Origin of the sequence: Streptomyces glaucosporus (genome assembly GCF_039533345.1) — a bacterium.
GTDB classification, from domain to species: Bacteria; Actinomycetota; Actinomycetes; order Streptomycetales; family Streptomycetaceae; genus Streptomyces; species Streptomyces glaucosporus.
The window spans coordinates 197,569-218,798 of record NZ_BAAATJ010000003.1 but is presented as its reverse complement, the minus strand read 5'-3'; the positions used below and the strand labels follow the sequence as shown (position 1 = coordinate 218,798).

The window sequence follows — 21,230 nt, the reverse complement described above, 5'->3', positions numbered from 1 at the left end:
CCCCCGGTGCGGCCTCCCCCGCGGCCACACCGGCCGGCACCGGGAGCCGGCGAGCGGCGCCGCCCGGCACGGGGAGGACCGAGCCGCACCCGCCGCGGGGCGGACACGGGGGCGGACACGGGGGTGAACCCGCGTCCGTCCTGTGAGTTCTCGCATACTGATACGCGCCGCCGTACGCATTCGCCCTCGGTTATGTTTGAGAGGTCATGCGTTTTGGGCTGCTTCTCCTTAGCTGCCGCGGCGAGGGCCTGTAGACATACGGCCGACCCCCTCACCGCGGAGTCCGGTGCTGCCGTCGTCGGCCACCTTTGAAGCCACCTCACTCCGCGATCAGGAGACAAGCCCACCATGAGCGATTCCTCTTCCCGCGTCGGCCGTCCCACGCCCGTCACCGCGGCGACCGTCACCCAGAAGCCGTCGGGGATGCCGATCCACAAGTACCGCGGCTACGAGGCCGTGGAGCTGCCCGACCGCACCTGGCCGGACAAGCGCATCACCAAGGCCCCCCGCTGGCTGTCCACCGACCTGCGCGACGGCAACCAGGCGCTGATCGACCCGATGTCGCCGGCCCGCAAGCGCGCGATGTTCGACCTGCTGGTCCGCATGGGCTACAAGGAGATCGAGGTCGGCTTCCCCTCTTCCGGGCAGACCGACTTCGACTTCGTGCGCTCCATCATCGAAGAGGGCGCCATCCCCGAGGACGTGACGATCTCCGTCCTGACCCAGGCCCGCGAGGAACTGATCGAGCGGACCGTGCAGTCCCTGGTGGGCGCCCCCCGCGCCACCGTCCACCTGTACAACGCCACCGCGCCCGTCTTCCGCCGCGTGGTCTTCCGGGGCAGCCGGGAGGACGTGAGGCAGATCGCCGTGGACGGCACCCGCCTGGTGATGGAGTACGCCGAGAAGATCCTGGGCGACGACACCGTCTTCGGCTACCAGTACAGCCCGGAGATCTTCACCGACACCGAGCTGGACTTCGCCCTGGAGGTCTGCGAGTCGGTGATGGACGTCTGGCAGCCCGAGGAGGGCCGCGAGATCATCCTCAACCTGCCGGCCACCGTCGAGCGCTCCACGCCCTCCACCCACGCCGACCGGTTCGAGTGGATGTCGCGGAACCTGTCCCGCCGCGAGTTCATCTGCCTGTCCACCCACCCCCACAACGACCGCGGCACCGCCGTGGCCGCGGCCGAGCTGGCGGTCATGGCCGGCGCCGACCGCGTCGAGGGCTGCCTGTTCGGTCAGGGCGAGCGGACCGGCAACGTGGACCTGGTCACCCTGGGGATGAACCTGTTCAGCCAGGGCATCGACCCGCAGATCGACTTCAGCCAGATCGACGAGATCCGCCGCACCGCCGAGTACTGCAACCAGATGGAGGTCCACCCGCGCCACCCCTACGCGGGCGACCTGGTCTACACCGCCTTCTCCGGCTCCCACCAGGACGCCATCAAGAAGGGCTTCGAGGCGATGGAGGCCACCGCCGCCGAGCAGGGGAAGACGGTGGACGAGATCGAGTGGGCGGTGCCGTACCTGCCCATCGACCCCAAGGACGTCGGCCGCTCCTACGAGGCCGTCATCCGCGTCAACTCCCAGTCCGGCAAGGGCGGCGTCGCCTACGTCCTGAAGAACGACCACAAGCTGGACCTGCCGCGCCGGATGCAGATCGAGTTCTCCAAGATCATCCAGGCGAAGACCGACGCCGAGGGCGGCGAGGTCACCCCGCAGCAGATCTGGGACGTCTTCCGGGACGAGTACCTGCCCAACCCGGAGAACCCCTGGGGCCGCATCCAGGTCAAGAAGGGCCAGACCACGACCGACACCGACGGCGTGGACAACCTCACCGTCGAGGCCACCGTGGACGGCGCCGAGACCGTGCTGACCGGCAGTGGCAACGGCCCGATCTCCGCCTTCTTCGACGCGCTGGCGAAGATCGGCGTCGACGCCCGGCTCCTGGACTACCAGGAGCACACCATGAGCGAGGGCGCCTCCGCGCAGGCCGCCTCGTACATCGAGTGCGCCATCGACGGCAAGGTGCTGTGGGGCATCGGCATCGACCCCAACACCACCCGCGCCTCCCTGAAGGCCATCGTCTCCGCCGTCAACCGCGCCTACCGCTGACGGACGCGGCGCCCACCGCGGCCCGCGCCGAACCCGCCGCCCCCGCCGGACGCCGTCCGGCGGGGGCGGACCCGTTCCACGCCCCCGGGGAGGGGCTCACCGGACGTCCAGCTCGGCCCAGACGGTCTTGCCGGGCGACGGACCCGGTTCCCGCCCGCAGACGCCCCAGCGATCCGCGAGAGCCCCGACGAGGAGAAGTCCACGGCCGTGCTCGTCGGAGGGCGCGGGGGCGATGGGCGACAGGGACGGACGCTTCTCGCCCCGGGCGTCCGCAACCTCGACGCGCAGGGTCGCGGGCAGAGGAGGAGGGGCGGAGAGAGCGAGCCGGAGAGCGAAGTCCCGGCCGGGCACGCGGCCGTGGACGACGGCGTTCGCGGCCAGCTCGGCCACCAGCAGGCAGGCCGTTCCGGCGGCGTCCCCGTCGTAGGGGAAGCCCCACTCGTCGAGCCGCACCGCGGCCAGGTGCCGCGCGAGCCGCGCACCACGCGGAGTCGGACTGAACCGCATCCGGAACTCGTACGGACCGCACGGAGGGGTGTGGGCGCGGAGGCCGAAGAGAAGGCGGCTTGAGGGGCTTTCAGGCGTCATGCCCACCAAGGAACAGCACCACCGCGTGAGTTGGGGATGGCCGCCGCGTCCCTACCGGGAGGTGTACGCGTTTGTACGAGGTCCTGTACGCGCCACGCGCCGTAACGGCGACTCATGAGGCCGAGTTGTCCATGCGAAGCCTGCGGACGGGGTGGTGTCACATGGGTGAGCAGAGCGACTACGGGGCGACGACGCTCAGGTACTTCGGCAGCCAGATGAAGCTGTTCCGCCGGAGGGCGGGGCTGTCCCGCGCGGAACTCGGCGACCGGATCGGGTACTCGGAGGCGACGGTCGCCTCCGTCGAGCAGGGGCGGCGGATGCCGCAGCAGGAGTTCGTCGACCAGGTGGACGAAACTCTGGGCGCGGGCGGGGTGTTGCGAGCGGGCATGCCGTACCTGCTCCAGTCCCGCTACCCGACATGGTTCCGGGACTTCGCCCTGCTGGAGGCGGAGGCGGTGAGCCTGTACTCGTACGAGAACCACGCGGTGCCGGGGCTATTGCAGACGGAAGAGCACGTACGCGAAGTGATCTCGGCTCGCTGCCCACCGCTCGACAACGAGGAGATCGAGAACCGTGTCGCTGCCCGAGTCGATCGGCAGGGACTCCTGAACCGTAGTCCAGCGTGCGTACTGGGTTTCGTGATCGAAGAGGTCGTGCTGCGGCGCCCTATCGGGGGTAGGAACGTGCACAAGAGGCAGCTTCGGCGCTTGTTGGAGTGTGCGGAGATGCGCAATGTCTCGGTGCAGGTCATGCCGACGTCGCGGGAGACCCACATGGGCTTGGATGGGCCCTTCGTCCTGTTGGAGACTCCAGACGGCCGGAACCTGGCTTATGCGGAGGGACAGAGCGGGAGCTTCCTGGTCTCCGACCGGAAACGAGTGAGTGTGCTCGCGCAACGGTATGGAATCATCCGGGCACAGGCTTTGTCCCCGGAAGAATCAGCGCATCTCATCGAGCAGGCGGCGGGAGACCTATGAACACCGAGCGGGCCACGGGAACCAGCGGATTGGTGTGGCGCAAGAGTAGCTACAGCGGCAACGAGGGTGGCAACTGCGTCGAGGTCGCGACCGACCCTGGCACCGTCCACGTGCGGGATTCCAAGGAGCCGGGACGAGAGCCGTTGGCGTTCCCGCGTACGGCTTGGAGTGCGTTCGTCGGCTTCGCCGCGGAGTGACCTCCGTGTCGGGGTCACTCGGGTCTACCGGGCGGCCCCGATGTGTTCGAGCAGGGCGCGGAAGGTCCTCGGCGTGGGTGTTGGGTTTCTGATCGAAGAAGTCGTGCTGCGGCACCTCATCGGGAAGGAGCGCGCACAGGAGGCAGCTTCGACACGTGTCGGAGTGCGCGAAGATGCGCACTGTTTTGGTGCAGGTGATGCCGACATCGCGGGAGACCTATGAACAGCGAGCAGCCCACGACCGCGCCCGACGGACTGTCGTGGTTCAAGAGCAGCTACAGCGGTGGGGATGGCGGCAACTGCGTCGAGGTCGCGGCCGGCTCCGACACTGTCCGCGTACGCGACTCGAAGGACAGGGCGGGCGGGACGCTCGCCTTCGTCCCTGCGGCTTGGAGCGCGTTCGTCGGCCTCGCCGTGAAGTGAACCCCGTGTCGGGGCCACCTGGATCTACCGGGCGGTCCCGATGCGTTTCAGCAGCGTGCCCAGGATCTCCTCGGCGTGCGTCCACAGCACCGCGCCCCCGATTCCGGGGACGAGACGGCGGACGGCTCCGGGGATGCGTGACGCCAGCGAGGCGCCCCGGTCGGGGGAGTGGGAGGTGTCCTCCGCGCCGTACCACAGGTCCACCGGCACGGCGATCTCCGACAGGTCCAGCCCCACCGCTTCCAGCGGCCCATGACCAGGGCGGTGTCGCGGGCGTAGCCCTCCGGTCCCTGGGCGAAGCCCTCCTCCAGCGCCCGCCGCCAGGCGGCGGCGAACGCCGGGTGCCGGTAGACCGCCAGGTCGCACTCCGGGCTGCCCGCCAGCACCATGTCCGCCATGGCCCGAGGCGTGAAGCCGGCGAGGATCCGCTCCGCGGCGGCCGGGTCGGCGACGGCGGTGCCGACCAGTCGCCGCAGGCCATCCGGCAGTGCGTCGGCGAACCGGGGATCGGCGATCTCGTCCGCCCCGGAGACCACGGCGAGCGCGCCCACCACGCCCCGCGCCGCGCAGGCGAGGGCGAACGGCGCGCCCTGCGAGTTGCCCACCATGGCGGGACGTCCGAGCCCCCGGGCGGCGGCGAAGACGCGGACGTCCTCGGCGAAGCCGGCGAAGGTGCGTCCCGGGGACGGGGTGGAGGCGCCCAGGCCGGGCCGGTCCAGGGCGATCAGCCGCACCCCGAGCGCGGTCACGGCGCCGCTGCCGAACCCCAGGTGCCGGCTCGTGCCCGCGCCCGGGGAGAACAGCACGGGGACGCCGTCCTCCGGTCCCCACTCCGCCCAGCCCAGCAGCCTCCCGCCGGGAAGCCGCTCCTCGCCCGTCCGCTCCGGATCGGTCACGCCCACGTCCATGCGCGCCATCCTGCCGAGCCGGCCGGCGGGTCCGCGACGGCATTTCGCCCGCCCCGGTCGCTCCCGAGGTCACCCCCCGGAGGTGCCGGGGAACGCCGTCCGACCGGCGGGAACACCCCTCGGACCGGTGCGCAGGGGCCGGACGGGGCGGGGATATGTCCCGTCCGGGGTACTGACGTCACCTCAAGAATGTGGTTAGCATCACGTTCACGCGGCAATGGCGCTGAAGCGTGACGGAGGTACGTCAGTGGTGCACTCCCGGAGCCGGGACGGCCGGAAACTGCGTGTGGCGGGCGTCCGTACGACATGGCGCACGGTCGACGACGGCGAGTTCTTCTGCCCGTCGTGCGGAGGGGACCGCAACTACCGGCGCCGCACCGGACGCCGCCGGCTGGTCGTGCTCGGCGTGCCCGTCCTGCCGCGCGGGGACGCCGGTCCCGTGCTGGAGTGCGCCGAGTGCCGCGAGCACTTCGGCACCGACGCCCTGGACCACCCCACCACCACCCGGCTGGGCGCCATGCTCCGCGACGCCGTCCACACCGTCGCCATGGCGGTGCTCGCCGCGGGCGGGTCGGAGTCCCGCGCGGCCCGCGAGGCGGCCGTCGAGGGGATCAGGGGAGCCGGTTTCCCGAACTGCTCCGAGGAGCAGCTGGTCGCCCTGCTCGCGGCGGTCGGGGCCGACAGCGTCGCCATGGACATCGAACTGCACGAGGCCCTGGCCCCGCTCGCCCCGCACCTCGCCCCGCCGGGCCGCGAGAGCCTGCTGCTCCTGGGCGCCCGCGTCGCCCTCGCCGACGGCCCCTACACCCCCGCCGAACGCACGGTGCTGACGTCCGCCGGACAGACGCTGAGCCTGTGCCGGGAGGACACCGAGCGGCTGCTCGACACCGCGCGCACCACCCTCTCCTGAGCCCCTTCCCCCGGCGCCCGCCGCCCCACCGCGGGAGCGCGGGTGGGGGAGAATGGGGGAATGAGCCTGTTCCGCGACGACGGTGTGGTCCTGCGAACCCAGAAGCTGGGCGAGGCGGACCGCATCATCACGCTCCTCACACGCGGACACGGCAGGGTGCGGGCCGTGGCGCGGGGGGTGCGGCGCACCAAGTCCAAGTTCGGCGCGCGGCTGGAGCCCTTCTCGCACGTCGACATCCAGTTCTTCGCCCGCGGCAGCGACCTGGTCGGCCGGGGGCTGCCGCTGTGCACCCAGACCGAGACCATCGCGCCGTACGGGCGGAACATCGTCACCGACTACGCCCGCTACACCGCCGGGACGGCGATGCTGGAGACGGCCGAGCGGTTCACCGACCACGAGGGCGAGCCGAACGTCCAGCAGTACCTGCTGCTGATCGGGGCGCTGCGGACCCTCGCCGCGGGCGAGCACAGCCCCGGGCTGGTGCTGGACGCCTTCCTGCTGCGCTCCCTGGCCGTCGGCGGCTACGCGCCGAGTTTCGAGGACTGCGCCCAGTGCGGGCTGCCCGGCCCCAACCGGTTCTTCTCCGTGGCCGCCGGCGGTGTGGTGTGCGCCGACTGCCGGGTGCCGGGCAGCGTCGTGCCGTCCCCCGAGGCGCTGCGGCTGCTGGGCGCGCTCCTCACGGGCGACTGGGCGACCGCCGACGCCGCCGAGCCCCGGCACGTGCGGGAGGGCAGCGGCCTGGTCTCCGCCTACCTCCACTGGCACCTGGAGCGCGGCCTGCGTTCCCTGCGCTACGTGGAGAAGGGCTGACCGGCTACTCTCGCCGTAGTCCCCCGACCCACCGAGCCCGTTACCCGGGCGTGGCCGCGGCGGCCCGCACGGGTGGAGAAGAGAGCACCATGGCACGGCGCGGAATGCTGTCCCGGCAGCGTCGCGAGTACCTCACGCCCGATCCGCACCCCTCCGGCGCGCGTCCGCCGAAGATCCCCGGCAGCCTGGTGCCGAAGCACGTGGCGGTCGTCATGGACGGCAACGGCCGCTGGGCCAAGCAGCGCGGGCTGCCGCGCACCGAGGGGCACAAGCGGGGCGAGGGCGTCGTCATGGAGGTCCTCAAGGGCTGCCTGGAGATGGGCATCGAGAACCTCTCGCTGTACGCCTTCTCCACCGAGAACTGGAAGCGCTCGCCCGAAGAGGTCCGCTTCCTGATGAACTTCAACCGCGACGTCATCCGCCGCCGCCGCGACGAGATGGACGCCCTGGGCATCCGCATCCGCTGGGTGGGCCGGATGCCCAAGCTGTGGAGGTCGGTCGTCCAGGAGCTCCAGATAGCGCAGGAGCAGACCAAGGACAACGACGCCATGACGCTGTACTTCTGCGTCAACTACGGGGGCCGGGCCGAGATCGCCGACGCCGCGGCGGCCATCGCGGCGGACGTGCGGGCCGGACGGCTGGACCCGTCGAAGGTGACGGAGAAGACCGTCGCGAAGTACCTGTACTACCCGGACATGCCGGACGTGGACCTGTTCGTCCGGCCGTCCGGCGAGCAGCGCACGTCCAACTACCTGATATGGCAGAGCGCCTACGCCGAGATGGTCTTCCAGGACGTGCTCTGGCCGGACTTCGACCGCCGCCACCTGTGGGACGCCTGCCTGGAGTACGCCCGGCGCGACCGCCGCTTCGGCGGGGCGGAGCCCAACCAGGTGCCCGCCGCCGGCGAGCGGCAGGACGGCGGACCGGAGGAGCCCGGGCAGGCGGGGGAGCCGGGAGAGCCGGGGCAGGTGGCCCCGTCCGGCGTCTGAGCGTTTGGGCGTCCCGGCATCCGGGCGCCCACGCGGGACGCGCCGCGGCCCCGCCGCACCTGCGGGTGCGGCGGGGCCGCGGCGCGGGTGCGCGGTCCTTGTGCTCAGGCCTTGGAGCGTCCGGCGGCGGCGCACTCGCCGCAGGTGCCGAAGATCTCGACGGTGTGGGCCACGTCGACGAAGCCGTGCTCCTCGGCGATGGAGTCCGCCCACTTCTCCACGGCGGGGCCCTCCACCTCGACGGCCCGGCCGCAGTGGCGGCAGACCAGGTGGTGGTGGTGGTCGCCACTGCTGCACCGGCGGTAGACGGCCTCGCCGTCGTCGGTGCGCAGGACGTCCACCTCGCCCGCGTCGGCCAGCGACTGGAGGGTGCGGTAGACCGTGGTCAGACCCACCGAGTCGCCTCGGTGCTTGAGCATGTCGTGCAGCTCCTGGGCGCTGCGGAACTCGTCGACCTCGCTGAGAGCCGCCGCCACAGCGGCGCGCTGCCGGGTCGACCGGCCGCGTACGGGGGGACCTGCGGTCGCCACCATTGCCTCCTCATGTCGGCGCTACCTCGCGTAGCTGATCGGCCATTGTGCCAGGGTGTGGCGGGCGCGGTGGGGGAGCACCCCTTACCGGTGCGCCGTGCCGGTGGATCCCACCGGCGCGTTCCCGCCCGTGCCGCCACCGGCGACCGTGGTCACCTCACCGCACGACCGTAGCGCCCTCGGGTGCCTCCTGCGTCCTGTGGTGTTCCTCATGCCGGGCCCCCGCTCTGCTCCGTACCCGGTCTAGGAGGGGCGCCACCACCGCCAGGAGCGCGAACAGCGCGATCGCCAGCAGCACGATGCTCGCGCCGGGCGGCACGTCCGCGTAGAAGGACGTCGCGGTGCCGGAGAGGGCGACCAGCACGCCGGTGGCCACCGACAGCGCCAGCGTGGTGGCGAAGCCGCGCGTGACCTGCTGGGCGGCGACGACGGGCAGCACCATCAGGGCGCTCACCAGCAGCAGCCCCACCACCCGCATCGCCACGGTCACCGTGACCGCCGCGGTGACGGCCAGCAGCAGGTTGAGCATCCGCACCGGCAGTCCGGTGACCCGGGCGAACTCCTCGTCCTGGCAGACGGCGAAGAGCTGCCGCCGCAGCCCCAGGCAGACCGCCAGCGCGAACGCGGACAGCGCCACGATCGCGGTGACGTCCTCGGGGGAGACGGTGGTGATGGACCCGAACAGGTACGTCATCAGGTCGGCGTTGGAGCCGCCCGGCGACAGGTTGACGATCATGACGCCGCCGGCCATGCCGCCGTAGAACAGCAGGGACAGCGCGATGTCGCCGCGCGCCATGCCGTACCAGCGGATCAGCTCCATCGCGACCGCGCCGAGGGCGGAGACCAGCACGGCCGTCCACACCGGGTTGGTGCTCAGCAGGAAGCCCAGCGCCACACCGGTCATCGCCACGTGCCCGATGCCGTCGCCCATGATCGCCTGGCGGCGCTGGACGAGGTAGATGCCGACGGCCGGGGCGGCGACGCCGACCAGCAGCGCGGCCAGCAGGGCGCGCTGCATGAAGGGGTAGTCCAGTAGTTCGATCATGTGAGCAGTCCGGTCCGGGCGGGGGCTGAGGGGTCGGGGTGCGGGTGGCAGGCCTGGTCGTGGAGGTGGGTGGTGCCGTCCACGCGCTCGACCCGGCCGTCGTGGAGGACGACGGTGCGGTCGATCAGCGGGGCGAGCGGACCCAGCTCGTGCAGCACCAGCAGGACGGAGGCGCCCCGCTCGGTCTGCTCGGTCAGCGCGTCGGCCAGGACGCGCTGGCTGAGCAGGTCCACCCCGGCCAGCGGCTCGTCCATGACCAGCAGCTCCGGCTCGCCGGCCAGCGCGCGGGCGATCAGCACGCGCTGGTGCTGGCCGCCGGAGAGCGCGTCGACCGAGTCGCGGGCCCGGCCGGCGAGCCCGACCAGCTCCAGGGCGCGGTGCACGGCTTCCCGGTCCGCGCGCCCGAGCGGCCTCAGCCGCCTGCGGGCCAGCCGCCCGGCGGAGACCACCTCGCGCACGGTCGCGGGGACGCCGGCGGCGGCGGTCGAGCGCTGCGGCACGTAGCCCACGCGCCGCCAGTCGCGGAAGCGCCGCAGCGGGGTGCCGAACAGCTCCAGCTCGCCGCTCGTGGGCCGCACCTGGCCGACGACGGTCCGCACCGTCGTCGACTTCCCCGATCCGTTCGCGCCGAGCAGGGCGACGACCTCGCCGCGCGCCACGTCCAGGTCGATCCCGCGCAGCACCTGCCGCCCCCCGAGCGAGGCGGTCACGCCCCGCAGGGACAGCGCCGGGGGCGCCGTGGTCCGCTCGTCCGCCATGGGTGGCCTCCTCATCGGGCTGGTCGGGCTGGTGGGTTTCGCCGGGCTGGTGGGTCCCGCCGGGCCGGCCGCCGGGTTCACTCGGCGCCGAGCGCCGTGCGCAGGGCCTGGAGGTTGGCACGCATGACCTCGAAGTAGTCGTCGCCGCGGGAGTCGTCGCCGATGCCCTCGACGGGGTCGAGGACATCGGTGCGCAGGCCCAGGTCGTCGGCGAGGGTCCCGGCCGTCCGGTCGCTGGCGGCGGTCTCGAAGAAGACGGTGTTCACCTTGTCCTCCTCCGCGATCTCGTGGAGCTCCTTCATCCGGGCGCCGCTGGGCTCGGACTCGGGGTCGAGGCCGGCGATGGACTCCTCGTGGAGGCCGTAGCGCTCGGCGAGGTAGCCGAAGGCGGAGTGGGTGGTGATGAAGGTGTCGGTCCGGCGGTTCTCCAGGCCCTCGCGGAAGTCCGCGTCGAGGGCGTCCAGCTTCTCCGCCAGCGCCTCGGCGTTCTTCCGGTAGTCGGCGGCGTGCTCCGGGTCGGCCTTCGCCAGGGCCTCGCCGACGCCCTCGGCGATCTCGGCGTACTTCACCGGGTCGAGCCAGACGTGGGGGTCGAGGGCGTCCTCGCCGTGGCCGTGGTCGTGGCCCTCGTGCTCCCCGCCGTGCTCGTCCCCGTGTCCTTCCTCGTGTCCCTCATGTCCTTCCTCGTGCCCGGAGCCGTGCGTCTCCAGTTCGGTGTACGAGCCGGCCTCGGCGACGTGCTCCGCCCCGGACTGCTCGATGGCCTTGTCGACGGCGGGCTGGAACCCCTCCAGGTAGACGACGAGGTCGGCCTTGCCCAGGTCGGCGATCTGCCGGGGGCTGAGCTCCAGGTCGTGCGCCTCGACGCCGGGCTTGGTCAGGGTCTCCACCGTGACGTGCTTCCCGCCGATCTCCTCGGCGAGGAACCGCATGGGGTAGAACGAGGCGACGACGTCCACCCCCTTCCCCCCGCCGTCCGCCGTGCCGGTGCCGCACGCGGTCAGGCCGAGCGCGCCCAGGGCGACGGCCCCGGCCAGGACGGCGCGGGAGGCGGTGCGGGGACGGGGTATGAGGGGGCGTCGTCGAGCGTTCATGACAGTCATTTTCAGCCGAGATGGAAATGATTGTCAAATGAAATGAGGGGATCTCCGTCCGGCCCGCCCGGGTGCCCGCCCGGCGGTGCCCGAACCCCGGACCGATTTGGTCAGGCCCCCTCCATCGCCGGTAACCTGAGGTATTCCGTCGTCTGTACCGAAGAGAGCACCGTGGCCGCCGACAAGATCGACACCATCGTCAGCCTCAGCAAGCGCCGTGGCTTCGTCTACCCCTCCAGCGAGATCTACGGAGGGACGAGGGCCGCCTGGGACTACGGTCCGCTGGGTGTGGAGCTGAAGGAGAACATCAAGCGCCAGTGGTGGCGCTCCATGGTCACCTCGCGCGACGACGTGGTCGGCATCGACTCGTCGGTGATCCTCGCCCCCGAGGTGTGGGTGGCGTCCGGTCACGTCGCCACCTTCACCGATCCGCTCACCGAGTGCACCTCGTGCCACAAGCGGTTCCGCGCGGACCACCTGGAGGAGGGGTACGAGGCCAAGCACGGCCGTCCCCCGGCGAACGGCCTGGCCGACGTCAACTGCCCCAACTGCGGCAACAAGGGCCAGTTCACCGAGCCCAAGCAGTTCTCCGGCCTGCTGTCCACCCACCTCGGCCCCACCCAGGACTCCGGCTCCGTCGCCTACCTCCGCCCGGAGACCGCGCAGGGCATCTTCACCAACTTCGCCGCCGTCCAGCAGACCTCGCGCAGGAAGCCGCCGTTCGGCATCGCGCAGATGGGCAAGTCCTTCCGGAACGAGATCACTCCGGGCAACTTCATCTTCCGGACCCGCGAGTTCGAGCAGATGGAGATGGAGTTCTTCGTCAAGCCGGGCGAGGACGAGAAGTGGCAGGAGTACTGGATGGAGCAGCGCTGGAACTGGTACACCGGCCTGGGGCTCCGCGAGGAGAACATGCGGTGGTACGAGCACCCCGAGGAGAAGCTCTCCCACTACTCCAAGCGCACCGCCGACATCGAGTACCGCTTCCAGTTCGGCGGCAGTGAGTGGGGCGAGCTGGAGGGCGTGGCCAACCGCACCGACTACGACCTCACCGCGCACTCCAAGGCCTCCGGCCAGGACCTGTCGTACTTCGACCAGGAGGCCGGCGAGCGCTGGACGCCGTACGTCATCGAGCCCGCGGCCGGTGTCGGCCGCACGATGCTCGCGTTCATGCTCGACGCCTACGTCGAGGACGAGGCGCCCAACGCCAAGGGCAAGATGGAGAAGCGTGTCGTGATGCGCCTCGACCCGCGCCTGGCGCCGGTCAAGGTCGCCGTCCTGCCGCTCTCCCGCAACCCGCAGCTCTCGCCGAAGGCCAAGGAGCTGGCGGCCGCGCTGCGCAAGCACTGGAACATCGAGTTCGACGACGCGGGCGCCATCGGCCGCCGCTACCGCCGCCAGGACGAGATCGGCACGCCGTACTGCGTCACGGTCGACTTCGACACCCTCGAGGACAACGCGGTGACCGTGCGCGAGCGCGACTCGATGAAGCAGGAGCGGGTCTCGCTCGACCAGGTCGAGTCCTACCTCGCCGGCCGCCTGCTGGGCTGCTGAGCGAACCGTCAGCCTTCCGTGGCACGGGCGGTGCACCGCGTCACGGAAGCGGAAGGGAACCGGCCGGTTCACCGGCCCCGAACCGCTCCCCCTGCCGGGATCCGGCAACCGGGCGGCCCCCGACACTGCTGCCATCGCCCCTGCCGCCGCGTCCGGCCGCCTGCCAGGATCGGCCGGGACGCACGGCGGTGTCCGGAAGGGGGATGAGGGACGGATGCCGACAGTGAGCATGGTCAGCGGCTACGGCACGGACGGGCGCCTCCACGAGGTGCGGATCGTCCGCGACATCTCCCTCCGCCGCGGGGCGGGGGACGCCCACATCGTCTGCGGCACCTGCGACCACCGGGAGGCGGCCCCGTGCGGCGGCCCCGCCCGGGCCGGGGCCGCCCACCACCTCGCCGAGCACGGCGGCGGGATGCCGCAGCGGCTGAGCCCCGCGCCGTGGATCCTGGGGCTGGTCGGGGCGGCGGGCTTCCTCGCCGTCCTCGCCGCCGCCGTCCTGGGGCACTGAGGCGGCGGCGCGGGCCGGTCCGGGGCCGGCCGGAGGGCGGGGCCGCGAACGGGCGACGGCGAATGGGGGACAATGGGGGACCGTCCCCCCGGAACGACCGTCCCGAAGCGACAGAGGATGCCCACGCCCATGACACAGCAGCTCGCCATCGGCCCGCACACGGTCCGGCCGCCGGTGGTCCTCGCGCCGATGGCCGGGATCACCAACGCGCCGTTCCGGACGCTGTGCCGCGAGTTCAGCGGCGGCAGGGGGCTGTTCGTCAGCGAGATGATCACCACCCGGGCGCTGGTGGAGCGGGACGCGAAGACCATGCGTCTCATCCGCTTCGATGCGAGCGAGAAGCCGCGCTCCATCCAGCTCTACGGCGTGGACCCGGCGACCGTCGGCAAGGCCGTCCGCATGATCGCCGACGAGGACCTGGCCGACCACATCGACCTCAACTTCGGCTGCCCCGTCCCCAAGGTGACCCGGAAGGGCGGCGGCTCCGCGCTGCCCTACAAGCGCCCCCTGCTGCGGGCGATCCTGCGCGAGGCCGTGGCGGGCGCGGGCGGACTGCCGGTGACGATGAAGATGCGCAAGGGCATCGACGACGACCACCTCACCTATCTGGACGCCGGGCGCATCGCCGTGGAGGAGGGCGTCACCGCCATCGCCCTCCACGGCCGCACCGCCGCCCAGCACTACGGCGGCACCGCCGACTGGGAGGCCATCGCCCGGCTGAAGGAGGCCGTCCCCGAGATCCCGGTGCTGGGCAACGGCGACATCTGGTCGGCCGACGACGCCGTGCGGATGATGCGCGAGACCGGCTGCGACGGGGTCGTGGTCGGACGCGGCTGCCTGGGGCGGCCGTGGCTCTTCTCCGACCTGGTCAACGCCTGCGAGGGGTCCGGGGAGCGCGCCCGGCCGTCGCTGCGGGAGGTCGCGGCGGTGATGCTGCGGCACGCCCGGCTGCTGGGGGAGTGGCTGGAGGACGAGGCGCGCGGCGTGATCGACTTCCGCAAGCACGTCGCCTGGTACACCAAGGGCTTCTCCGTCGGCTCCGAGATGCGCCGGAGGCTGGCCGTGGCCTCCTCCCTGGCGGAGCTTGAGGACCTGCTGGGCGAGCTGGACCTGGACCAGCCCTGGCCGGCGGGCGCCGACGGGCCGCGCGGGCGCACCTCGGGCCGGAACCGGGTCGTCCTGCCGGACGGCTGGCTGGACGACCCGAACGACTGCGCGGGCGTCGCGGCGGACGCCGAGCTGGACACCTCCGGCGGCTGATCCGGCGACCGGACCCAGGGCGGGACCGGGGCCGGTCCCGTCACCGGGGCGGCCCGGGGTCACCGGGCCGCTTCGCCGCTCCCCACCGGGGCCTCGGCCCGCGCCTCGGCCTGTCCTTCGGCCCGCGCCTCGGCCCGTGCCTCCGCCCGGACCCGGGCGCGCGGCCGGGCGACGGCGGCGGGCACCGGGGCGTGCTCCCCGGCCCGCGCGGTCCGGTGCAGCAGGTCCAGGACGAGCGCCGCCGTCCAGCTGAACTCCCGGCTGCCGTGCCCGGCTCCGGTGTGGGGGTCGACGTACTCGGCGAAGTCCGAGGAGGCGGCCGCGGCCAGTACCGCGGCCCGCAGGGCGTCGGCGTCGGCGGTCCGCCCGTGCTGCCGCAGGCCGCGCTCCATCAGCCAGTTGATGTTGAACCAGGCCGGGCCGCGCCAGTAGCGGCGCGGGTCGAAGGCGTGTCCGCGCAGGTCGTAGCTGGGCACCAGCCGTACGGCGCCGCCCAGCCCGAAGTGCTCGCCGCGGACCGTGTCCAGCAGGGCGCCGACGACGTCCCGCGGCAGGCCCGGCACGATCAGCGGCAGCAGTCCGGCGACGCTGCGCTCGGCGATCGGCCGCCCGGAGCGCACGTCGAAGCAGAGGAACTGCCCGGCCTCCGCGTCCCACAGCCCGTCCACCAGCGCGGCGGTCAGCTCGCGGGCCCGGCGGCGGTGGGCGTCGGCGTCGGCGCGCAGCTCCTCCCGGGCCCCGGAGACGGGGGCGATCTCGGGCGCGATCTCCTCGGCGATGTCCGCGAGGGCGTGCTCGGAGGCGATCAGCAGGGCGTTGACGCCGGGGTCCTCGACGGCGAACCGGTGCGGCGCCCGGGCGTCCAGGTAGCCGTGGTCGCGGTAGTCGGCGGCCAGCCGCACGTACCGGGCGTAGTCCAGGTCGGTGGGGCGGTCGGCGGCGGAGCCGTGGTCGAGGTCGGCGCGGCGGAAGGAGCCCGGCGGGGCCGGCTCGACACGCGCCAGCGGCCCGTCCCAGCAGGGGCTGTTGTCCATGCCCGGCTCCCACGGGTGGACGACCGACACCAGCCCGCGTCTTCCCAGGTCGCGGTGGGCGGTGAGGTAGTGGTGCCAGGCGACCAGCTTCGGGTACAGCCGCCGCAGGAAGCCGCGCCGCCGCGAGAGCGCCGGGTCGGCCCGGTGCACCAGCCAGGCGGCCAGCGCGTGGACGGGCGGCTGCACGATGCCCGAGGTCTCGACGTCCGCGGGCGCCCCGGCCGCGGCTCCGGCGGTGGAGGACCGCCAGAAGTCGGGGCTGGGGAAGTAGGCGTCCAGGGGGACGGCCGGGTTGAAGACGATGTGCGGGACGCGTCCGTCGCCCCACTGGGCGGCCAGCAGCGTCTCCAGTTCGCGCTGGGCGCGTTCCGGCGACAGGTGGCGCAGGCCGATCGCGACGAACGCCGAGTCCCAGCTCCACTGGTGGGGGTACAGGCTGCGCGAGGGGACGGTCGAGCCGCCGGTCCAGTTGCGCAGCAGCACCCGCCGCGCGGCGTCGCGCAGCCCGTCCGCCGCGGAGCCGGACGCGGACCGCTGGGCGGGGACGTGGAGCCGGACGGGCGGGATCTCCCTCATCGGACCGCCGCCCGGCGACCGGCGCGGAGGACGGCCGGTGCGGACCCGGTCCCGCCGTCCGGCGCGTGTGCGCCGGTGGAGGGAACGGCCGGGTGCACACGGTGGAACCGCGGGTATCCGGTCGAGGGCCGGGGGACGTCCCCCGGAACGGCTGTGGGCCGGGGAGGGTCGGTGAACGGTGCGACGCGCTCCACGAGGACTCCGGATCTGAAGATGACGTCTGGGTTACGCCTATGTAAGCCTAGGGTTTTGTCTTACGGAAAGGCAGAAATGGGGTTGTGAGGCCTGACACAGGGGGCGCGAAGAGGGTGAAAGGGGGCGTATGCGGGTCAATGCGTGCCCGTCAACTCCGTTGCGTCGCAGCGGCGCTGGCCGCGGTGCTGCTCTGCGCCGGTCCGCTGTCCGGCTGTTCGAGTGAGGCGAACACCACGCCCGACAACAGGATCACGGTGTGGTCCCTGGAGAACCTCCCGCCGCGGATGGCCGCCACCGAGGAGGTCGTCGCCCGGTTCGAGGAGAGGACCGGGGTCGAGGTCGACCTGGTCGGCGTCGCCGAGAACCAGCTCCCCCAGATGGTCATGTCGGCCGCCGCCGCGGGCGACCTGCCCGACGTCATCGGCGCGGTGACCCTCGGGCAGGTCTGGCAGATGTACGCCAACGACCTGCTGAACACCGAGGTGGCCGGCGACGTCGTCCGCGCGCTGGGCGCCGACACCTTCACCGCCGGGGCCCTGGAGCTGACCGGCGACGGGGACCGGCGGCTGGCGGTCCCCTCCGATGCCTGGCTGCAACTGGTCGTCTACCGCGCGGACCGCTTCCGCGAGGCGGGCCTGCCCGCCCCGGACACCTACCGGAACCTGCTGCGCGCCGCCGGGGAACTGGACGGCGGGGGCCGTACCGGGATCTCCCTGCCCACCGACCCCGCGGACGTCGCCACCCAGCAGAGCTTCGAGTACCTGGCCCTGGCGGACGGCTGCGAACTGGTGCGCGCCGACGGGGACGTGGCCCTGGACTCACCCGCCTGCCGCCGCGCCTTCGCCCTGTACGACACCCTCGCCCGCGAGCACGGCGCCCCGGGCACCCAGACCGTCGACACCACCCGCGCCGCCTACTTCTCCGGCTCCTCCTCGGTGCTCGTCTGGTCCTCCTTCGTCCTCGACGAACTCGCCGGGCTGCGCGACGACGCCCTGCCGAGCTGCCCGGAGTGCGCCGGCGACCGCGGCTTCCTGGCGGAGAACAGCGGGATCGTCACCGCCGTGGAGGGCCCGGACGGCACGGGGCCCGCCCGGTTCGGCGAGATCACCTCCTGGGCCGTCACCCGGACCGCCGAGACGGAGGCGTCCCGGGCCTTCGTGGAGTACATGATGAGCGAGGGCTACCGGGACTGGTTCGGCATGGCCCCCGAGGGGAAGATCCCGGTGCGCACCGGAACCCCGGGGGACCCCGGGGAGTTCCTGCGCGCCTGGCGCTCCGGCTCCCTCGGCGTGGACCGGCGCGAACCCATGGACCGGGTCTACCCGCCCGAACTCCTCGACCGGCTCGCCGACGGCGTGACGGGCATGAGGCGCTGGGGCATCCCCCAGGGCCAGGGCACCCTCGTCGGCGCCATGAGCGGCGAACTGCCCGTGCCCAAGGCCGTCGGGGCCATGACCGGCGGCCGGCTCTCCCCCGGCGAGGCCGCGCGCGACGCCGACGAGGAGGTCTCCGCCCTGCGGGACTCCCTGCGGTGACCCCGCCCGGGCCCCTGGCCCCGTACCCGTCCCCGTACCCGTCCCCCCCCCCACACGCCCGAGGTACGCAGCCCATGACGACGACGCACCGCCGCGCGGCCCGGCGCCGCGACCGGCCCCTCACCGCCGCCCAGCGGGAGAACCGCGCGGGACTGGCCTTCGTCACCCCCACCGTCCTGGTGGTCCTGGTGGTGGTCGTCCTGCCCATCGCGTGGACCGTGCTGCTGGCGTTCCAGGACGCCCGGCTGGTCGACATCCAGGGCATGGGGCTGCTCGGCGACTGGACGTGGGACAACTTCACCGCCGTCTTCGGCGCGCCCGGCTTCTGGAGCAGCCTGGGCACCACCCTGGTCTACGCGGTGGGCGGCACCGCCGGATCGATCCTGCTGGGCCTGGCCGCCGCCCTCGCGCTGCGCAGGCCGTTCCGCGGCCGGGGCCCGCTGCGCGCCGCGATGCTCCTGCCGTACGTCGCGCCGGTCGTCGCGGTGGCCTTCGTCTGGCAGGTGGCGCTCAGCCCGCAGTACGGCATCGTGGGCGAGTGGGGGCGGCGGTTCCTCGGCTGGGAGCGGGCGCCGGCCTTCCTCTCCACCCGCGGCCACGAAGTCTCCCTGCTGGGCCTGGAGTTCGAGATCCCCCTGGCCCTGCTGACCGTCATCGCCTTCGAGACCTGGCGCTACTTCCCGTTCGCCTTCCTCTTCCTGCTGGCCCGGCTCCAGGCCGTGCCCGCCACCCTGGAGGAGGCCGCCACGGTGGACGGCGCCACCGTCTCCCAGCGCTTCCGGTACGTCCTGCTGCCGCAGCTGATGCCGGTCGTCGCGCTGCTGAGCGTGCTGCGCTTCATCATGACGTTCAACAAGTTCGACGACGTCTACCTGCTCACCGGCGGCGGGGCGGGCACCGACGTCGTCGCGGTGCGCGTCTACGAGTTCCTCACCGCCCGCTACGACGTGGGCGCCGCCGCGGCCCAGGCCCTCGTGCTGGCCCTGGTCCTGGTGGCCCTGCTGGGCCTGTACTTCCGGTTCTTCGCGGGCAGGACGAGGGAGGAGGCGTGATGAGCCGCGCCCGGGTGGAGGAGAGGGTCTTCGCGGTCCTGCGGTGGGTGGTGATCGCCTTCCTCGCGCTGATCACGGTCGCGCCCTTCTGCTACATGCTGCTGCTGTCGGTGAAGCCGATCGACGCGCTGCTGCTGGACCCGGGGAGGCTGTGGGTGAGCGCGCGCGAGTTCACCGCCGACACCTACCGGGAGGTGCTGCGGCCCGCCTCCGAGGGCGGCCAGGGGTTCGTGCGGATGCTGGCCAACTCCGCCGCGGTCTCCCTCGGCACCGTCGCGCTCACCCTGCTCGCGGCGGTCCCCGGCGCGTACGCCGTCGGACGGCTGAGGTTCTTCGGCGGCCGGCACGTCGGCGCGCTCTTCCTGGCCGTCTACCTCTTCCCCGCCACCCTGCTGGCCGTGCCGCTGTTCGTGCTGTTCGCCAGGATGGGACTCCAGGGGAGCCTGACCGGGCTCGCGATCGTCTACATCGCGCAGACCGTGCCGGTGTCGATCTACATGATGAGGAACTACTTCGCGACCGTCCCCCGCAGCGTCGAGGAGGCGGCGGCGCTCGACGGCTGCACCCGGCTGCAGACGGTCCGCAAGGTGGTGCTGCCGCTCTCGGTGCCCTCCCTGATGGCCACGGGCCTGTACATCTTCATGATCGCCTGGAACGAGTTCCTGTTCGCGCTGCTCTTCCTCGTCGCGAAGCCGGAGAAGTGGACGGTCTCCCTGGGGCTCCAGCAGCTCGCGGGCGGGATCGAGGTCTCCAAGACGGTGCTGATGGCCGGGTCGGTGGTGCTCACCGTGCCGGTGGTGCTGCTGTTCTTCGCCGCGGAGCGGATGCTGACGGAGGGGCTGACCAGCGGCGCCGACAAGGGGTGAGCGGCGGGGAGCCCGCGCGAGCGGCGAAGATTGCGGCATGATCGAGAACCAGTCGAGCGCGGGACACCTGCTGCACCTCATCCGCAGCGGCGAGGCGACCACCCGCGGCGAGCTCCAGCGGGTCACCGGGCTGTCCCGCTCCACCGTCGGCAACCGTCTCGACCGGCTCTTCCGGGCGGGCTGGATCCGGGAGGGCACCACCGTCCCCGTCGGCGGGGGCGGCGGACGCCCCGCGGGACGGCTGGAGTTCGACGGCACGCACGCCGTGGTCCTCGCCGTGGACCTGGAGACCCGGTACGGGCGGGCCGCCGCGCTCGACCTGAGGGGCAGGGTGCTGGCCGAGCACACCGGCCCCCTGAACGTCGAGGACGGCCCCGAGACGGTGATCGACCGGCTGGCGCGCTGGTTCCCGTCGCTGCTGGAGCGGGCCGGGGCCGTGCCCGGGGACGTCTGCGGCATCGGCCTGTCGGTGCCCGGGCCGGTGGAGTGGGAGTCCGGGCAGGTGGTCCAGCCGCCGATCATGCCGGGCTGGGACCGCCATCCGATCCCCGAGCGGACGCGGCGGGCGTACGCCGAGCACGTCCTGGGGGACGCCGGGGCGGAGGACAGGGCGCCCGTCGTCCTGGTCGACAACGACGCCAACCTCATGGCGTACGCCGAGCAGCGCGCCCACTACCCCGACTGCGGCGCGTTCCTCCTGGTGAAGGTCTCCACCGGGATCGGCGCCGGGCTGGTGGTGGGCGGCGAGGTGTACCGCGGCATCGACGGAGGCGCGGGGGACATCGGGCACATCCGGCTGCACGACCGGCCGGACGCCCTGTGCATGTGCGGGTCGTACGGCTGCCTGGCGGCGGTCGCCAGCGGCCGGGCGCTGGCCGCGCAGCTCGGCGCGGCCGGGGTGGCGGCCGGCACCGGAGCCGGGGTGCGGGACCTGCTCGCCGCGGGCCGGCCCGAGGTCGTCCGGCTGGCCCGGGAGGCGGGCCGCAGGGTGGGGGAGGTGCTGGTCACGGTCGTCACGGTGCTCAACCCCGGGGTGCTGATGATCGCGGGCGACCTCGCCGGGACGCCGTTCGTCACGGGGGTGCGCGAGCTGCTCTACCAGCGGGCCATGCCCCGCAGCACCGCTCATCTGACGGTGGTCACCTCCCGGCTCGGGGACCGCGCGGGCCTGATCGGGGCCGGGGCCATGGTGGTGGAGCACCTGTACGCCCCCGGCCGGGCCGACGCCCGCCTCGCCGCCATGGGCCTGTGACGAAGGCGGACGGAACGGGGCGGAACGGAAGGGCGGGAGGGGCGCCGGCCC

21 protein-coding genes are annotated in these 21,230 nt (G+C 72.9%); 14 read left to right on the top strand and 7 right to left on the bottom strand.

The features are described from left to right. Positions 1-348: 348 nt before the first annotated feature. Positions 349-2,115 (top strand): 2-isopropylmalate synthase, encoded by a 1,767-nt coding sequence (gene leuA, locus ABD358_RS05225; protein WP_344629646.1) that lies wholly within the window; start codon positions 349-351, stop codon positions 2,113-2,115. A 96-nt stretch (positions 2,116-2,211) separates the two neighbouring features. Here the strand turns inward: leuA and ABD358_RS05220 are convergent, their stop codons facing one another. Then, a complete protein-coding gene (locus tag ABD358_RS05220) occupies positions 2,212-2,622 on the bottom strand; it encodes an ATP-binding protein (protein WP_344629645.1) in 411 nt (136 codons plus the stop codon). Between the two features lie 242 nt (positions 2,623-2,864). Between ABD358_RS05220 and ABD358_RS05215 the strand changes: the two genes are divergently transcribed. The 3 genes from ABD358_RS05215 (at position 2,865) to ABD358_RS05205 (ending at position 4,300) form a co-directional block, all read left to right on the top strand. Further along, positions 2,865-3,680 (top strand): helix-turn-helix domain-containing protein, encoded by an 816-nt coding sequence (locus tag ABD358_RS05215; RefSeq protein ID WP_344629644.1) that lies wholly within the window; start codon positions 2,865-2,867, stop codon positions 3,678-3,680. Further along, on the top strand, positions 3,677-3,877 hold the full coding sequence (locus ABD358_RS05210) for a DUF397 domain-containing protein (protein WP_344629643.1): 201 nt from the start codon (positions 3,677-3,679) through the stop codon (positions 3,875-3,877). Before ABD358_RS05215 ends, ABD358_RS05210 begins: the two co-directional genes overlap by 4 nt. Positions 3,878-4,096: 219 nt before the next feature. After that, a complete protein-coding gene (locus tag ABD358_RS05205) occupies positions 4,097-4,300 on the top strand; it encodes a DUF397 domain-containing protein (RefSeq protein WP_344629642.1) in 204 nt (67 codons plus the stop codon). A gap of 47 nt (positions 4,301-4,347) precedes the next feature. Here ABD358_RS05205 and ABD358_RS05200 read toward each other — a convergent pair whose 3' ends face one another. Continuing rightward, a complete protein-coding gene (locus tag ABD358_RS05200) occupies positions 4,348-5,208 on the bottom strand; it encodes an alpha/beta fold hydrolase (RefSeq protein ID WP_344629641.1) in 861 nt (286 codons plus the stop codon). Between the two features lie 217 nt (positions 5,209-5,425). On the opposite strand from ABD358_RS05200, the gene ABD358_RS05195 reads away from it, so the two are divergent. The 3 genes from ABD358_RS05195 (at position 5,426) to ABD358_RS05185 (ending at position 7,917) form a co-directional block, all read left to right on the top strand. Continuing rightward, entirely contained in the window at positions 5,426-6,118 is a 693-nt protein-coding gene (locus ABD358_RS05195) for a TerB family tellurite resistance protein (protein ID WP_344629640.1), read from the top strand. 60 nt (positions 6,119-6,178) lie between these two features. Further along, positions 6,179-6,928, top strand: coding sequence for a DNA repair protein RecO (gene recO / locus ABD358_RS05190; protein ID WP_344629639.1), 750 nt, complete (start codon positions 6,179-6,181; stop codon positions 6,926-6,928). A gap of 89 nt (positions 6,929-7,017) precedes the next feature. Then, positions 7,018-7,917, top strand: coding sequence for an isoprenyl transferase (locus tag ABD358_RS05185; protein WP_344629638.1), 900 nt, complete (start codon positions 7,018-7,020; stop codon positions 7,915-7,917). Between the two features lie 104 nt (positions 7,918-8,021). On the opposite strand, the gene ABD358_RS05180 is transcribed toward ABD358_RS05185, so the two are convergent. The 4 genes from ABD358_RS05180 to ABD358_RS05165 form a co-directional block, all read right to left on the bottom strand. After that, positions 8,022-8,447 (bottom strand): Fur family transcriptional regulator, encoded by a 426-nt coding sequence (locus ABD358_RS05180; protein WP_344629637.1) that lies wholly within the window; start codon positions 8,445-8,447, stop codon positions 8,022-8,024. Between the two features lie 157 nt (positions 8,448-8,604). Then, on the bottom strand, positions 8,605-9,492 hold the full coding sequence (locus tag ABD358_RS05175; RefSeq protein ID WP_344629636.1) for a metal ABC transporter permease: 888 nt from the start codon (positions 9,490-9,492) through the stop codon (positions 8,605-8,607). Further along, positions 9,489-10,250, bottom strand: a complete 762-nt coding sequence (locus ABD358_RS05170) for a metal ABC transporter ATP-binding protein (protein ID WP_344629635.1) — start codon at positions 10,248-10,250, stop codon at positions 9,489-9,491. Before ABD358_RS05170 ends, ABD358_RS05175 begins: the two co-directional genes overlap by 4 nt. A 77-nt stretch (positions 10,251-10,327) precedes the next feature. Beyond that, a complete protein-coding gene (locus tag ABD358_RS05165; RefSeq protein ID WP_344629634.1) occupies positions 10,328-11,344 on the bottom strand; it encodes a metal ABC transporter substrate-binding protein in 1,017 nt (338 codons plus the stop codon). 171 nt (positions 11,345-11,515) lie between these two features. Between ABD358_RS05165 and ABD358_RS05160 the strand changes: the two genes are divergently transcribed. The 3 genes from ABD358_RS05160 (at position 11,516) to dusB (ending at position 14,669) form a co-directional block, all read left to right on the top strand. Next, positions 11,516-12,898, top strand: a complete 1,383-nt coding sequence (locus tag ABD358_RS05160; protein ID WP_344629633.1) for a glycine--tRNA ligase — start codon at positions 11,516-11,518, stop codon at positions 12,896-12,898. Between the two features lie 214 nt (positions 12,899-13,112). Next, positions 13,113-13,409 carry a hypothetical protein gene (locus ABD358_RS05155; RefSeq protein WP_344629632.1) on the top strand — a complete coding sequence of 99 codons (297 nt, stop codon included), beginning with the start codon at positions 13,113-13,115 and terminating at the stop codon, positions 13,407-13,409. Positions 13,410-13,526: 117 nt separating this feature from the next. Then, positions 13,527-14,669, top strand: a complete 1,143-nt coding sequence (gene dusB / locus ABD358_RS05150) for a tRNA dihydrouridine synthase DusB (RefSeq protein WP_425576247.1) — start codon at positions 13,527-13,529, stop codon at positions 14,667-14,669. 59 nt (positions 14,670-14,728) lie between these two features. Here dusB and ABD358_RS05145 read toward each other — a convergent pair whose 3' ends face one another. Further along, a complete protein-coding gene (locus ABD358_RS05145; RefSeq protein ID WP_344629630.1) occupies positions 14,729-16,279 on the bottom strand; it encodes an MGH1-like glycoside hydrolase domain-containing protein in 1,551 nt (516 codons plus the stop codon). Positions 16,280-16,611: 332 nt separating this feature from the next. Here ABD358_RS05145 and ABD358_RS05140 point away from each other — a divergent pair, with 332 nt between their 5' ends. From ABD358_RS05140 to ABD358_RS05125, 4 genes are all read left to right on the top strand, one after another. Then, positions 16,612-18,009 (top strand): ABC transporter substrate-binding protein, encoded by a 1,398-nt coding sequence (locus tag ABD358_RS05140; RefSeq protein WP_344629629.1) that lies wholly within the window; start codon positions 16,612-16,614, stop codon positions 18,007-18,009. Positions 18,010-18,083: 74 nt separating this feature from the next. Next, positions 18,084-19,061 (top strand): carbohydrate ABC transporter permease, encoded by a 978-nt coding sequence (locus ABD358_RS05135; protein WP_344629628.1) that lies wholly within the window; start codon positions 18,084-18,086, stop codon positions 19,059-19,061. After that, a complete protein-coding gene (locus tag ABD358_RS05130) occupies positions 19,061-19,927 on the top strand; it encodes a carbohydrate ABC transporter permease (protein ID WP_344629627.1) in 867 nt (288 codons plus the stop codon). The genes ABD358_RS05135 and ABD358_RS05130 overlap by 1 nt, the downstream gene beginning before the upstream one ends. Before the next feature lie 37 nt (positions 19,928-19,964). Beyond that, on the top strand, positions 19,965-21,179 hold the full coding sequence (locus ABD358_RS05125) for an ROK family transcriptional regulator (RefSeq protein WP_344629626.1): 1,215 nt from the start codon (positions 19,965-19,967) through the stop codon (positions 21,177-21,179). The last annotated feature ends 51 nt before the right edge of the window (positions 21,180-21,230 follow it).

Excerpts from the sequence above, each read along its gene's own strand:
- ABD358_RS05215 (WP_344629644.1), top strand. The coding sequence starts at position 2,865 with ATGGGTGAGCAGAGCGACTACGGGGCGACGACGCTCAGGTACTTCGGC.
- ABD358_RS05220 (WP_344629645.1), bottom strand. The coding sequence starts at position 2,622 with ATGCGGTTCAGTCCGACTCCGCGTGGTGCGCGGCTCGCGCGGCACCTG.
- ABD358_RS05205 (WP_344629642.1), top strand. The coding sequence starts at position 4,097 with ATGAACAGCGAGCAGCCCACGACCGCGCCCGACGGACTGTCGTGGTTC.
- ABD358_RS05185 (WP_344629638.1), top strand. The coding sequence starts at position 7,018 with ATGGCACGGCGCGGAATGCTGTCCCGGCAGCGTCGCGAGTACCTCACG.
- ABD358_RS05125 (WP_344629626.1), top strand. The coding sequence starts at position 19,965 with ATGATCGAGAACCAGTCGAGCGCGGGACACCTGCTGCACCTCATCCGC.
- ABD358_RS05200 (WP_344629641.1), bottom strand. The coding sequence starts at position 5,208 with ATGGACGTGGGCGTGACCGATCCGGAGCGGACGGGCGAGGAGCGGCTT.
- ABD358_RS05140 (WP_344629629.1), top strand. The coding sequence starts at position 16,612 with ATGCGTGCCCGTCAACTCCGTTGCGTCGCAGCGGCGCTGGCCGCGGTG.
- ABD358_RS05130 (WP_344629627.1), top strand. The coding sequence starts at position 19,061 with ATGAGCCGCGCCCGGGTGGAGGAGAGGGTCTTCGCGGTCCTGCGGTGG.
- dusB (WP_425576247.1), top strand. The coding sequence starts at position 13,527 with ATGCCCACGCCCATGACACAGCAGCTCGCCATCGGCCCGCACACGGTC.
- ABD358_RS05175 (WP_344629636.1), bottom strand. The coding sequence starts at position 9,492 with ATGATCGAACTACTGGACTACCCCTTCATGCAGCGCGCCCTGCTGGCC.
- ABD358_RS05155 (WP_344629632.1), top strand. The coding sequence starts at position 13,113 with ATGCCGACAGTGAGCATGGTCAGCGGCTACGGCACGGACGGGCGCCTC.
- leuA (WP_344629646.1), top strand. The coding sequence starts at position 349 with ATGAGCGATTCCTCTTCCCGCGTCGGCCGTCCCACGCCCGTCACCGCG.
- ABD358_RS05195 (WP_344629640.1), top strand. The coding sequence starts at position 5,426 with ATGGCGCTGAAGCGTGACGGAGGTACGTCAGTGGTGCACTCCCGGAGC.
- ABD358_RS05165 (WP_344629634.1), bottom strand. The coding sequence starts at position 11,344 with ATGAACGCTCGACGACGCCCCCTCATACCCCGTCCCCGCACCGCCTCC.
- ABD358_RS05135 (WP_344629628.1), top strand. The coding sequence starts at position 18,084 with ATGACGACGACGCACCGCCGCGCGGCCCGGCGCCGCGACCGGCCCCTC.
- ABD358_RS05210 (WP_344629643.1), top strand. The coding sequence starts at position 3,677 with ATGAACACCGAGCGGGCCACGGGAACCAGCGGATTGGTGTGGCGCAAG.
- ABD358_RS05145 (WP_344629630.1), bottom strand. The coding sequence starts at position 16,279 with ATGAGGGAGATCCCGCCCGTCCGGCTCCACGTCCCCGCCCAGCGGTCC.
- recO (WP_344629639.1), top strand. The coding sequence starts at position 6,179 with ATGAGCCTGTTCCGCGACGACGGTGTGGTCCTGCGAACCCAGAAGCTG.
- ABD358_RS05170 (WP_344629635.1), bottom strand. The coding sequence starts at position 10,250 with ATGGCGGACGAGCGGACCACGGCGCCCCCGGCGCTGTCCCTGCGGGGC.